This window comes from Candidatus Saccharibacteria bacterium (genome assembly GCA_017983775.1).
GTDB lineage: Bacteria > Patescibacteriota > Saccharimonadia > JAGOAT01 > JAGOAT01 > JAGOAT01.
Window position 1 is genome coordinate 1 of sequence record JAGOAT010000024.1, and the last position, 12,936, is coordinate 12,936.

Annotated in this window: 12 protein-coding genes; all 12 read left to right on the forward strand. The window is 40.4% G+C overall.

All coding sequences use genetic code 11. The features are described 5' to 3' along the window. On the forward strand, nucleotides 1-3,693 hold a 3,693-nt coding region (rpoC, locus tag KA531_03260), incomplete at its 5' end, for a DNA-directed RNA polymerase subunit beta' (GenBank protein ID MBP6005890.1). 38 nt (nucleotides 3,694-3,731) lie between these two features. Next, on the forward strand, nucleotides 3,732-4,139 hold the full coding sequence (rpsL, locus tag KA531_03265; GenBank protein MBP6005891.1) for a 30S ribosomal protein S12: 408 nt from the start codon (nucleotides 3,732-3,734) through the stop codon (nucleotides 4,137-4,139). Next, the gene (gene rpsG, locus KA531_03270) at nucleotides 4,139-4,615 is read left to right on the forward strand and encodes a 30S ribosomal protein S7 (GenBank protein ID MBP6005892.1); all 477 of its coding nucleotides are present in this window, start codon (nucleotides 4,139-4,141) and stop codon (nucleotides 4,613-4,615) included. Before rpsL ends, rpsG begins: the two co-directional genes overlap by 1 nt. Before the next feature lie 19 nt (nucleotides 4,616-4,634). Then, nucleotides 4,635-6,698 (forward strand): elongation factor G, encoded by a 2,064-nt coding sequence (gene fusA / locus KA531_03275; GenBank protein MBP6005893.1) that lies wholly within the window; start codon nucleotides 4,635-4,637, stop codon nucleotides 6,696-6,698. Between the two features lie 81 nt (nucleotides 6,699-6,779). After that, nucleotides 6,780-7,955: an elongation factor Tu gene (gene tuf, locus KA531_03280; GenBank protein ID MBP6005894.1), complete on the forward strand. Its 1,176-nt coding sequence runs from the start codon at nucleotides 6,780-6,782 to the stop codon at nucleotides 7,953-7,955. 4 nt (nucleotides 7,956-7,959) lie between these two features. Then, nucleotides 7,960-8,280 carry a 30S ribosomal protein S10 gene (gene rpsJ / locus KA531_03285; protein MBP6005895.1) on the forward strand — a complete coding sequence of 107 codons (321 nt, stop codon included), beginning with the start codon at nucleotides 7,960-7,962 and terminating at the stop codon, nucleotides 8,278-8,280. A gap of 458 nt (nucleotides 8,281-8,738) precedes the next feature. Next, entirely contained in the window at nucleotides 8,739-10,292 is a 1,554-nt protein-coding gene (locus KA531_03290) for a hypothetical protein (protein MBP6005896.1), read from the forward strand. A gap of 169 nt (nucleotides 10,293-10,461) precedes the next feature. After that, the gene (gene rplC, locus KA531_03295) at nucleotides 10,462-11,025 is read left to right on the forward strand and encodes a 50S ribosomal protein L3 (protein ID MBP6005897.1); all 564 of its coding nucleotides are present in this window, start codon (nucleotides 10,462-10,464) and stop codon (nucleotides 11,023-11,025) included. Next, complete coding sequence (gene rplD, locus KA531_03300; protein MBP6005898.1) at nucleotides 11,022-11,705, forward strand: 50S ribosomal protein L4; 684 nt, start codon at nucleotides 11,022-11,024, stop codon at nucleotides 11,703-11,705. The genes rplC and rplD overlap by 4 nt, the downstream gene beginning before the upstream one ends. After that, on the forward strand, nucleotides 11,686-11,967 hold the full coding sequence (locus KA531_03305; protein MBP6005899.1) for a 50S ribosomal protein L23: 282 nt from the start codon (nucleotides 11,686-11,688) through the stop codon (nucleotides 11,965-11,967). The genes rplD and KA531_03305 overlap by 20 nt, the downstream gene beginning before the upstream one ends. After that, nucleotides 11,960-12,787 (forward strand): 50S ribosomal protein L2, encoded by an 828-nt coding sequence (rplB, locus tag KA531_03310; GenBank protein MBP6005900.1) that lies wholly within the window; start codon nucleotides 11,960-11,962, stop codon nucleotides 12,785-12,787. The genes KA531_03305 and rplB overlap by 8 nt, the downstream gene beginning before the upstream one ends. Then, a partial coding sequence (locus tag KA531_03315; protein MBP6005901.1) for a ribosomal protein S19 family protein occupies nucleotides 12,784-12,936 on the forward strand: 153 nt, incomplete at its 3' end. The genes rplB and KA531_03315, both read left to right, overlap by 4 nt.

Below are 12,936 nucleotides of genomic sequence, written 5' to 3' on the forward strand. Positions count from 1 at the left end.
TCCCCAGAGGATATTGCGAGCTGGTCTCATGGTGAGGTAACCAAACCAGAGACTATCAATTATCGGTCTCAAAGGCCGGAAAAAGATGGATTGTATTGTGAAAAAATTTTTGGTCCAACCAAGGATCGGCAATGTTATTGTGGTAAATACAAAGGCATTAGATATAAGGGTATTACCTGTGATAAATGTGGAGTATTGTTGGCCAGAAGCAATATCCGTCGTCAAAGAATGGGCCATATTAAGCTAGCTGTCCCAGTGACTCATAGTTGGTTTTTGCGAGGTACTCCTAGTAGCATTGGTTTGGCTTTGGGGATGTCGGTCAAGGATCTTGAGAAAGTAATATATTTTGCTAGCTTTATTGTAGTGTCAGTAGATCAAGAGTACAAAGAAAAATTACTGAAGAATCTCGAAACAGATTATCAGCAAAAACGCAAAGAATTGAGCGAAAGTCAGTCCAATGATCAAGCACTACTTGATCAGTTAGCTGAACTAGATAACGATTATAACCTTCAGGTAGAAGAGATTAAGGCAATTGAGAGGCGTCAATTACTTAGTGAGAATAAGTACTACGAACTATCTTCCAGATATCCAGATTTGTTTGAGGCTAAGATTGGTGCTGAAGCTATTTACCAATTACTCTCCGAGATTAATTTAGTTGAATTGATTAGCGAATTGAAGTTGGAGGCTGAAGAATCTGCCAATCAGAAGCTTCGCAAGCTTCGCAAGCGGATTAATATGTTAGAATCAATTCAAAAGGCAGAAATTAAACCAAGTGATATGGTTTTAACAGTCTTGCCAGTAATACCGCCAGAGCTACGGCCAATGGTGCAGCTCGATGGAGGTCGGTTTGCTACTAGTGATCTCAATGATCTGTACAGAAGAGTAATCAATCGTAATAATCGTTTGAAGAAGCTATTTGATCTTGGTGCGCCAGAAGTAATTTGTCGCAATGAAAAGAGGATGCTTCAAGAAGCTGTCGATGCCCTGATAGATAACAACTCACGTAGAGACAAGCCGGCAATGAGTACTGGTGGCAAAAAGGTTCTCAAGAGCCTAACTGCTCTACTTAAGGGTAAGCAGGGTAGATTTAGACAAAACTTACTAGGTAAGCGTGTTGACTATTCAGCTCGTTCGGTAATAGTTGTTGGGCCTGAACTAGATATTGATCAATGTGGTATTCCCAAGAAAATGGCAATCGAACTATTTAGACCATTTGTGATTGGTAAATTAATTGAAGAGGGTATTGCTCATAATATCAAGACTGCTAATCGTGTGATTGAACAAGGCGGAGACGAAGTTTGGGATGCACTTGAAGAAGTAATTGCCAATAGGTATGTTCTACTAAACAGAGCACCTACCTTGCACCGACTTAGTGTCCAAGCCTTTAGGCCAGTTTTGACTGAGGGCAAAGCAATCAGTTTGACACCATTGGTCTGTGCTGCCTTTAATGCGGATTTTGATGGAGATCAGATGGCAGTTCACTTACCTTTAAGTCAAGCTGCACAAGCAGAGGCTAGAGAGATTATGCTTTCGAGCTATAACCTGATCAAGCCTTCTAGTGGTCAACCAATCGTTCGGCCAGTGCTAGATATGATTTTGGGTATCAATTATATGACTACAGCCAAAGACAATATGGTCAATAAGTATTACCCTGATTTTGAGAGTATGATGTTGGCTTATCAGTCTGGAAAATTAGGCTTGAGAGAAAAAGCAAAGATCAGATTTGAATCTGGCGAACTCGTCGAAACTACTGTTGGAAGGTATTTGTTTAACCAACTTTTACCTGATGGATTTGAGTATATCAATCAGCAATTAGGTAAGTCGGATCTCAATAAGATTATTCTTGAGGTATTTAATAGTCTTGATAATCTAGAAGCTGCTAAATTTGCTGATAAGCTCAAGGAGATTGGATTTAAGTATGCAACTGTTTCAGGAATTTCAATTGGAATGGACGACATGATGATTCCTAGTCAGAAAACTGAGCTCCTGGAAGCTAGTGAAAGCCAAGTCAGGGGATTGGTCAGTTTGTACGAACAGGGGTTGATTACTGATAAGGAGCGCTATACTCAGACAGTTAATGTTTGGAAAAAGACTACCGAGGCAATTGAGAAATTGGTGACTAGTGATTCTAGGGATTTGGATTCTGCTTTCGTCAGGGTTGTAAAGTCAGGTGCCAGGGGAAACATTAGTAATATTAATCAGACCTCAGGGATGCTTGGCTTGGTAGCCAATCCATCTGGTAGAACTATCGAGCTGCCCGTACGATCGAGTTATAAGGAAGGTTTAGATAGTCTAGAGTACTTTATTGCTTTGCACGGTGCAAGGAAAGGGTTGACAGATACTGCACTTAGGACTGCTGAGTCTGGCTATCTAACTAGGAAATTAGTGGATGTCAGTCAAGATATTGTAGTTACTGAGTATGATTGTGGTGACCTAGAGGGCTATTTACTAGAGTTTGACTATCAAGATCAAACTAAATTAGATTTCTACTCTGACTGGTTGGTAGGTAGAGTATCCCTGCATGACGTCAAGCTTGAGTCTGGCCGGAAGATCAAACAAGGTAATTTGATGGATGAGGCAGATGCCGAATCAATCCTACAAGCAAAGCTGCCTAATTTCAAGATTCGTTCGGTGATGAGCTGTAAATCTTACAAGGGAATCTGTCAGTTGTGCTATGGAGCCGATCTTTCCAGCAAGCAACTAGTTGAGATTGGGGAGAGTGTTGGAGTGATTGCAGCTCAGTCCATTGGTGAGCCAGGAACTCAGCTTACTATGCGTACCTTCCATAGCGGGGGGGTAATAGGTGAGGATATTACTCAGGGGTTACCTCGTGTAGAAGAGCTATTTGAGGCACGAATACCAAAAGGTAAGGCCGTCTTGTCGGAATACAAGGGACTAGTCAAGCTCAAAGAGCAACGTGGACATATCATAGTTCGAGTTGAACCAGATCAGCTTAGTAATCAAGAATACATTTTGGATGAAATCAATTTATTAGTTGAGGATAAGCAATACGTTGAACAGGATGAGGTAGTTGGAATCAATAAATCGGATCAATCTAGAGTTTTGGCTAGCCACCCATCAACTGTAAAGATTAGCAAGACTAAATTGATGCTCGAGCCAGATCAACCAGGAGCTCAGGAGTATACTATACCCGATAATGCCACCTTACTAGTCAAGGATGGTCAAAGAGTTGATGCAGGTGATAAGCTAACAGAAGGCTCAATCAATCTCCAAGATTTGTTGAGATTAAGGGATCAGGTTGCTGTTGAGAGGTATATTATTGATGAAATTCAAAAGATCTATGCTTCTCAAGGTGAATTAATTGTACCAAAGCATATTGAGATCATTATCAAGCAGATGTTCTCGCGCTCCAAGGTGCTTGATAAGGGTGATAGTGATCTTGTAGATGGAGAGATAGTTTCAGATTCAAGAGTTAGAAGAATCAATAATGGTTTGTTGGCTAACCATAATAAACCAGTTCTGGTTAGACAACTCTTAATGCCAATTACTAGGGTATCTACCAATTCAGATAGCTGGCTTTCTGCTGCTAGTTTCCAGGAAACTACAAGAGTTCTGATCGGTGCTTCATTGGAAGGCAAACGAGATCAGTTGGATGGGTTGAAAGAAAATGTGATTATTGGTCGATTAATCCCAGCAGGAACAGGTTTTTATTCAAGTCAGGAGGAGGAATAAGGTTGACCTCAGGGTTTTAATCTGATATCCTAATCGTTATGCCTACAATCAATCAGTTAATTCGCAAACCTCGTAAAAGAGGAAATAAAAAGAGCAAATCCCCAGCCCTTGGGTTTAGGGTTAATAGTCTCAAAAACAAACAAGTTGACAGGTCTGCACCATTCATGCGCGGAGTTTGTGTCAAGGTTATGACTCAAACTCCCAAAAAACCAAACTCAGCTCTGAGAAAAGTTGCTCGGGTTAGGTTGACTAATGGTGTTGAGGTTACTGCTTATATTCCTGGCGAGGGACACAACCTTCAAGAGCACTCAGTAGTTTTGGTGCGTGGAGGTCGAGTCAAAGACTTACCGGGAGTTAAGTACCATGTTGTTAGGGGGAGTTTGGATACAGCTGGAGTTGAAAAGCGAGGGCAAGCAAGAAGTAAATATGGAGTGAAAAAAGCCTAATGCCGAGAAAAAAAACTAAGTCATTAAGACGAAATATTGGTGTTGATAGCCTTTATTCAAGTGAGCTTGTGGCAAAGTTCATCAATAAGGTGATGCTTAATGGCAAAAAACGTTTGGCAGAAAGATTGGTTTACTCAGCTCTCGATCAAGCTTCCAAGGAGCTGTCTGTTGAACCATTGGATTTGTTCAATAAAGTGCTAGATAATCTTTATCCTGAACTTGAAGTAAGAAGTAAACGAATTGGGGGAGCTAACTATCAGGTACCAATGGAGGTTAGGCTTGAGAGAAAAATTCATTTGGCAATGATCTGGACAATCAATGCTGCCAGGAGTAAAACTGGTGGTTCTTTTGATAGACTTTTAGCTAGAGAGTTCGTTGATGCCTACAAAGGTGTAGGTGATGCGATCAAGAAGAAAAAAGATGTGCTGGCAGCAGCTGAGGCCAATAAGGCTTTTGCTCACTTTGCTAGGTTCTAAAATTAAGTAAAGGAGATTAATGGCTAGGGATTATTCACTCGCTGATACTAGAAATATTGGGATTATTGCTCACATTGATGCGGGTAAGACAACTGTTACTGAAAGAATTTTGTTTTATACTGGCATTACCCATAAGATTGGAGAAGTTCATGAAGGTGAAGCAACAATGGACTGGATGGAGCAGGAACAAGAAAGAGGGATTACTATCACTTCGGCTGCTACGACTTGTTATTGGAAAGATAAAAAGATCAATATTATCGATACTCCAGGACACGTTGATTTTACAGTAGAAGTGGAGAGGAGTCTTAGGGTATTGGACGGGGGTGTAGTGGTATTTGATGGGGTTGCAGGAGTAGAGCCTCAGTCAGAAACTGTCTGGCGTCAAGCTGACAAGTATAATGTACCAAGAATCTGTTTCGTTAATAAAATGGATCGAACTGGTGCTGATTTTTACGCCGATCTTGAAAGTATTAGAACCAGACTTGGCAATGATGCAGTGCCTATTCAATTGCCCATCGGTAGTGAGTCAAATTTTGCCGGGGTAATAGACTTAGTAGAGCAGAAAGCTTATCTCTATCGAGATGATCTCGGTAAGCAAATTGATCAAGTTGAAATCCCTGAAGATATGCAAGAATTGTCTAGTCAGTATCGCGCAGAATTGATTGAAAGGGTTGCTGAAACCGATGAAGATTTACTCGATAAATATCTAGCAGAGCAAGAGATTAGTAATGAAGAAATTCACCAAGCAATCCGCAAAGCTACAATTAATAACCAGATTTACCCAGTCTTGACTGGTTCAGCCTTAAAGAATAAAGGCGTTCAATTACTCTTAGATGCAATTAATTCTTATTTACCTAGTCCTATTGATGTGCCACCAATTCTTGCTGTGGATGTTAAGTCAGGTGAAGAAGTTCCAGTCAAGGTTGATGATGATGCAAGCTTCAGCGCATTGGCATTTAAGATTGCAGCAGATCCATTTATTGGAAAGCTGGCATTTTTTAGGGTGTATTCTGGAACATTGAAGTCTGGCTCTTATGTCTATAATAGTTCGAATGGCCAAAAAGAACGAATAGGCCGTATTGTTAGAATGCATGCTAACAAGCGTGAAGAGATTAGTGAAGTATATGCTGGAGATATTGCTGCTGCAGTAGGGCTTAAAAATACCTTCACTGGTCAAACTTTGTCAGACTCTAACCACCCAATACTGCTAGAATCAATTACTTTCCCAGAGCCGGTTATTTCGATTGCTATTGAACCAAAAACTAAATCAGATCAAGAAAAGATGAGCCTTGCCTTATCTAAGCTGGGTGAGGAAGATCCCACCTTCCAAGTAAGATCAGACGAGGAAACCAACCAGACATTAATTGCTGGAATGGGAGAGCTTCATCTGGAGGTTATTGTCGACAGATTAAAAAGAGAGTTTAATGTAGAAGCCAATATTGGCCAACCTCAAGTAGCCTATAGGGAGACTATCACTAAGGATATTGAGACAGAAGCAAAATTTGTTCGTCAATCAGGTGGTAGGGGTCAGTATGGACATGTCAATATTAGATTGTTCCCTAATCAATCAGGTAAAGGCTTCGAGTTTGTTAATAGTGTGGTAGGTGGTTCAATTCCCAAAGAGTATATTCCATCTGTAGAGCAAGGTATCAAGGAGGCTTGTAGTAGAGGGGTACTGGCTGGCTATCCAGTTGTTGATGTCAAGGTGGAGCTTTATGATGGTTCTTATCATGAGGTTGATTCTAGTGAGATGGCCTTTAAGATTGCTGGATCAATGGCCTTGCAAGATGGAGTTAAGAAAGCTGCTCCGGTCATTCTTGAGCCTATTATGAAGGTTGAAGTTACTACCCCTGAAGATTTTATGGGAGATGTGATTGGGGATATCAACGCTAAGCGTGGTCGGATTGAGAAGATGGAAGATAGGGGAACAGCTAAGATTATTACTGCATTTGTTCCACTCTCGGAAATGTTTGGTTATGCTACTAAGCTTCGATCAATTACCCAGGGTCGTGCAAGCTATAGTATGGAGTTTGATCATTATCAGGCGGTTCCAAATAATATTAAAGAACAACTAACCAAGTAAAGTGGATGGGGTTTACTAGAATAAGATAAGTGCGTATAATATAGTAGGTTTAAACTAATTAAGTAAATAAGGAGATAATAAATGGCAGATTTTGTTCGAGATAAGGTACACGTTAATGTCGGGACTATTGGTCACGTTGATCATGGTAAAACAACTTTAACTGCTGCAATCACTTCAGTATTATCAAAAACTGGCCAAGCTCAGGCAAGGAGCTATGATCAGATTGACAATGCCCCAGAAGAAAGAGAAAGAGGGATTACAATTGCGACTTCCCATCAGGAATATGAGACTGCCAATCGCCACTATGCCCACGTAGACTGTCCTGGACACGCTGACTATGTCAAGAATATGATTACTGGTGCCGCTCAAATGGATGCTGCTATCTTGGTCGTTTCTGCTGCTGATGGTCCTATGCCCCAAACTAGGGAACACATTCTTCTAGCTAGCCAGGTGGGTGTTAAGCAGATCGTTGTGTTTATGAATAAAATGGATATGGCTGATCCAGAACTTGCTGAATTGGTAGAGGTTGAAATCCGTGAACTTTTAAGCAAGTATGGTTATGATGGTGATAATGCACCAATTGTTAAAGGTTCTGCATTGAAGGCTCTAGAGGGTGATAGTGAATATGAAAAGTCTATCATTGAACTAGTCAATGATTTGGATAGTTATGTAGATGAGCCAGTTCGTGACACTGATAAAGACTTTCTGATGTCAGTAGAAGACGTGTTTAGTATTAAGGGACGAGGAACAGTAGCTACCGGTAGAATTGACCGTGGTGTGGTAAAAGTTGGTGAAGAAGTTGAAATAGTAGGTATTAAAGATACTCAGAAGACTACCGTTACAGGTGTAGAAATGTTCAAAAAGAATCTAGACCAAGGTCAAGCTGGAGATAATGTTGGAGTTTTGCTTAGAGGTATTGATCGAGAACAAATCGAGAGAGGTCAAGTCCTAGCAAAACCGGGCACCATTACCCCTCATACCAAATTTGAAGCTGAAGTATATGTTCTCAAGAAAGAAGAAGGTGGACGACATACTCCCTTCATTAAGGGTTACAAGCCCCAATTTTACTTTAGGACTACTGATGTTACCGGTGAAATATTCTTGCCTGATGGCGTAGAAATGGTTATGCCTGGTGATAATATTAATATGGATGTAGAATTGATCGCTCCAATTGCAATGGATGAAGGCTTGCGTTTTGCAATCCGAGAAGGTGGTAGAACTGTCGGTTCTGGTGTAGTGACTAAGATTATCAAGTAGAGCAATGAGTACAGCTAGTTCAAAGCAAAAGATTAGAATCAAGCTTAAGGCTTACGATAGTAAGGTGATTGATGAGTCTGCTAAGCAGATTATTCAAACTGCTGTCAGGACAGGGGCTACAACAATTGGTCCAGTACCTTTGCCAACCAGGACTAGTAAGTATACTGTGATTCGTTCTCCTCATGTCTACAAAGATTCTCGTGAGCAGTTCGAAATGCGTAAGCATAAGAGACTAATTGATATTAGTCTGCCAACCGCTAAAACAATTGATGCTTTGATGAACCTTAGCTTGCCAGCTGGGGTTGATATTGCGATCAAGATGTAAGGGCTCCATCAGGAGATAGGAAAATCCCTACAGATGCAAGAAAAATACTCAGTCCATCTATTGCCATAATTGCCAATTGGGCAACCCGAGAATGGCGAGTTAGGTCTGTGAGGTCTTGTAATATGACGAGGTGAGCGTCATCCTCCGAAACCCTCCCCTGTCTTGTCATCCTCCGAAACCCGAAGGGTTTACGGGGGATCCATCTCTCTAGCAAATTAGGATAATACAAAATGCTGGATCTCCGGTCTTGCCCTTTGGGCAACCCGAAGATAACGCATGAGGTGTCATCTTCGGAAATCCGGAGGCTTTTCTTTTATCATCCTCTGAAGTTACCACACCATCCCATCATCCTCCAAAACCTGAAGGGTTTACAGGGAATTATCTCTTTACTGCATCTAGATAGTACAAATTTGAGACACGAGTTAGTTTTGTTTTTGATGTAGTGGTACACTATAAGAATGTCAAAGGGGACTAGACTTGAAGGAAATACAATTGGGTTTGAACAAAAACCCAAAAGATCTTTGAGGGATAAGCTTGGATTACCGTTGGTGATGTTTTGTTTGTCAAGTATAGGGGCTCCATCGGATATGCAGCAGTCTTCAAATTCTGAAAAGACTGAATGTAATAAGTTGGAGGGTAGTGTCGTTCCAGGAGATCACAGTATGGATTTGGTAGATACTAGACCAATGCCAGAATATCCGATTCCTGGCATTGTCGGTCCATTTACTGATACGGGAAATTATATCAGCGATCAGCTTGGCATGGATCCGCAACTTGGGCTAGAAGAATTTGCCAAAATATACTTAGCACGCTTGGTAGCAATAAAAGGTAGTGAGATTGATATAATTTTAGATCCGAGTCTAGGATTATCGGATTGGCCTGGTAATATTTCAGATTTATCAAGTGCAATGGATACGGCAAAGGTATTGTCTAGTGTTATTAGCCAGATTATGATTTATAATCCAGACATATTGCAACGCTTTGGTATAGATAGAATAAGGCTTGCTAATATTTATCAGACTTTTGCGGGTCATTATAATCCAGGTGATCACGAGATTTTGTTTGATTTTAAGGATGATAAACTCCAAGATGAAGGGATATATAAGGTAATGATTCATGAATTGGCACATGCTTATTATGATAAATTTTGTAACGGCATTCAGCATAATGATTCAGAAATATCTAATCATAACTCTATTGAATATGTTGGCTGTCCGGGGGAGTGTGGGGATAATAATATCCCACAAGAACTTTATCAGTATGGTTTAAGGCGTGAGTTTGTCAATGAGTATGCCACATCCTCAGTAAAGGAAGATTTTGCTACAATCGTAGCTTGGAGTTTTGTAGAACGTGGCATAATTATGCCTGGAGATGCAGATTATAAAAGTCCACTGTATTATAAGCAGCAAATAATAATTGATAGGCTGGAGCAAATGATTCCCGGATCAAGGGAGTTTCTTGCTAAACTGACGATCTTATTGAGGCTTAAAAATGATAATGAGATATATTTAGACCAAGACCTACCAAAGGTAGAAGTAGAAGTACCTAAATTATTAGACTTAATTAAGGGTCAACGGCAAGGAATAATGGGAGAATCCCCTGAAGATCCAATAGTGCTAGATGCATTACAGGCATCTTGGTCGTACCCCTATCTTTTTTATCCGGATATTTTCTTTAATGTGGTACCCGAAGTGGTACCCGAAGTACATCCAATGGATGTTGGCCCAACTAAGGATGAGATTATTGTTATTGATGTAGGTCAGTATACTGATGATTATTATAGATATCATACTGGCAGCGAAAGTCCTGACGGCGAGCAATATTTTACAGTATATGTTCCTAAAGAGGATATTGTAGGGGGGCGATATAAGGGTGATTTATTCGTTCCCGCAAGTCAGTCTAGGACATCAACTAAACAAAAATTCAACATAGAAGACTTTATGAAGGGTGGGGGGAGTTACGACCTTCTAAAACGAGGTTGGACACCCATTATCATTAAGCTAGTGTCTTAGGATAGGATATGGTTATTGGGCGGAGTAAGCTTAAGGTAACCCAAATTTACCCTTGACGAGTAAAAAAAAGTTTGCTAAGATTATTCGAGTATAAATTTACGGGGTTTTGTCAGGTTTGACATCAGGTCAAAAACCGTCAGAGTCTCGAAATTTTACGTTGAGGATAAACATGATAGATAGTTTTTATACCAAAAAAATCGGAATGACTCAGGTCTTTGATCAGGCCGGCTTAGCTGTGCCGGTCACTGTTTTGCAATTGATGGATAATAAAATAGTGGGGTATCGAGATCAGCAAAAAGATGGCTATCAAGCCTATAGGGTAGAGTATCAGCTTAAACCCAAGAAGAGCTTAATCAGGGAGTCCAGGGTTGATTCTGACTTGGATCAGTCTATTAAATCAATTGATTTATCAATTCTTGAAGTGGGTAGTATGATTAATGCCCAAGCTACCTCAAGAGGTAGAGGATTTATCGGTACAATCAAACGCTACAATTTTAAACGTGGACCGATGACTCATGGTAGTCACAATAAACGCCGTCCTGGTTCAATTGGTTCGCTTTATCCGCAGCACGTTTTTAAGGGTCAGAAGATGGCAGGACGTGGAGGTCAAGATAATGCCACTATAAAGAACTTGGAGGTGATTGAGCTGGATCAGGAAAACAATTTAATTTTGGTCAAAGGATCAGTTCCTGGCAAGAGCAAGGCAATCGTTAGGCTAGAGGTTGTTAGATGAAGGTAAGTCTAGTAGATATTAAAGGCAAAAAAACAGAGTTAAATCTGAAGTTTGATCTCAGTAGTACTGCAGACTATAAGACTATTCTCAACCAAGTAGTTTATGTAATAAGATCACAGGCAAGGGTCAATCTTGCCAAGACGCTCTCCAGGGGTATGGTTCAAGGATCTACTAAGAAGCCTTGGCGACAAAAAGGTACTGGTCGAGCCAGGGTAGGTACTAAGCGTAATCCGGTTTGGCGCGGTGGAGGGGTTGCTTTTGGTCCTACTGGACAAGAGAACTATCATAAGAAAAATAATAAGAAGGCTTATCAGGTTGCGTTGGTAAAAAGTTTAGAAGAAAAAGCTAAACAGTCTAGTTTTTGGGTGGTTGATGGCCTGGAAGATCTTAGTAAAACTCAGCAAGCTAGGTTGTATTTGGATACTAAGCTTGGTATTGATTCTAACAGTAAGGTGCTATTAATTTCTACTGTTAGACCTCAAGCTTTTCTAAACCTTAAAAACCTCAAACTAATTGGGCTTAATCAACTTTCAGCCCTAGACATTCTTGGAGTAGCTCAGGTATTAATCACTAAGGCTGATTTGGACTTATTGGTGGATAGAAATAAGTATTTGGGACTTACCCAGGTTAAGGCAGTAGCAAAATCTAGCAAGGAGAAAGATGATTCAGCCAGTAATTAGTGAGAAAAGTTTATATCAGGCAGCCAGTGGAGTCTATCACTTCGTTGTTCCTATTCAGTTAAGCAAACTTGAAATCAAAGAATTAGTAGAGCAACAGTTTGATGTAGAGGTTGATAATGTTTGGACATTGATTCGCAAAGGTAAGGCAAAGATTTTCAAGAGGGTATCTGGTAAGCGTAGCGATTTTAAAATTGCTCGGGTTAAGCTTACCAAGGGTAAGATAACAATTTTTGAATCAGAACAGGAGCAGGACAATGCCTAAGAGATACAATGTAAATACTGCTGCCAGAAGAAATATGTCTGTCAGTAATTTTGATCAGATTACCGAGACTACTCCATACAAACCACTTTTGATCAAAAAGAAGCAACAATCAGGTAGAAATAATCAAGGTAGAATTACTGTTAGACATCGAGGTGGTGGTGCTAAGCGCAAGATTCGTGTAGTAGATTATAACCAGGTTGGAACTACTCAATTCAAGGTACTTGAGATTCATTATGATCCCAACAGGAGCGCTAATCTTGCACTGATCGAAGATCAAGATACTAAGAAGAAGTATTATATAGTAGCAGGTTCTGAACTTATCAAGGATGCTATTTATCATAATGGTGATAAGGCTCCAATCAAAGCTGGTAATAGGATGCCTTTAAGTAGAATACCTGAGGGTAGTCAAGTTCATAGTTTAGAAATCCAACTTGGTAAAGGAGCTCAATTAGTCAGGAGTGCAGGGGCTAAGGCTCAGTTGCTTTCCAAGGAGGGTGATTATGCTCATATCAAATTACCATCTGGAGAAGTTCGATTGGTACTTTTGAGATGTCAGGCTACAATTGGTGTGGTTGGTAATGCAGATCATGGTAATATCAGAATCGGATCTGCTGGGCGCAAGCGTAAAATGGGAATCAGGCCAACAGTACGTGGTAAGGCTATGAACCCTGTTGATCACCCCCATGGTGGTGGTGAACAAGCCAACTCAATTGGTCTTAAATATCCTAAGACCCCTTGGGGCAAACATGCTTTAGGTAAGAAGACTAGAAGTAATAAGAGTTCAAATCGTCTAATATTTAAAGATAGGAGAGCTAAGTGAGTCGTTCATTAAAGAAGGGTCCTTTTGTGGATTATAAACTAGCCAAAAAGGTCACTGAAGCTAAGGGTAAAAGGGTTACTATTAAGACATGGTCTCGTAGTTCGACTATCACTCCCGACTTCGTAGGGGCAAATTTAGCTGTACATAAT

What these genes read in the sequence shown, in the direction of transcription:
- rpsG (MBP6005892.1), top strand. Translation starts at nt 4,139, where the DNA reads ATGCCGAGAAAAAAAACTAAGTCATTAAGACGAAATATTGGTGTTGAT.
- KA531_03290 (MBP6005896.1), top strand. Translation starts at nt 8,739, where the DNA reads ATGTCAAAGGGGACTAGACTTGAAGGAAATACAATTGGGTTTGAACAA.
- fusA (MBP6005893.1), top strand. Translation starts at nt 4,635, where the DNA reads ATGGCTAGGGATTATTCACTCGCTGATACTAGAAATATTGGGATTATT.
- rplB (MBP6005900.1), top strand. Translation starts at nt 11,960, where the DNA reads ATGCCTAAGAGATACAATGTAAATACTGCTGCCAGAAGAAATATGTCT.
- rplD (MBP6005898.1), top strand. Translation starts at nt 11,022, where the DNA reads ATGAAGGTAAGTCTAGTAGATATTAAAGGCAAAAAAACAGAGTTAAAT.
- tuf (MBP6005894.1), top strand. Translation starts at nt 6,780, where the DNA reads ATGGCAGATTTTGTTCGAGATAAGGTACACGTTAATGTCGGGACTATT.
- rpsJ (MBP6005895.1), top strand. Translation starts at nt 7,960, where the DNA reads ATGAGTACAGCTAGTTCAAAGCAAAAGATTAGAATCAAGCTTAAGGCT.
- rpsL (MBP6005891.1), top strand. Translation starts at nt 3,732, where the DNA reads ATGCCTACAATCAATCAGTTAATTCGCAAACCTCGTAAAAGAGGAAAT.
- KA531_03305 (MBP6005899.1), top strand. Translation starts at nt 11,686, where the DNA reads ATGATTCAGCCAGTAATTAGTGAGAAAAGTTTATATCAGGCAGCCAGT.
- rplC (MBP6005897.1), top strand. Translation starts at nt 10,462, where the DNA reads ATGATAGATAGTTTTTATACCAAAAAAATCGGAATGACTCAGGTCTTT.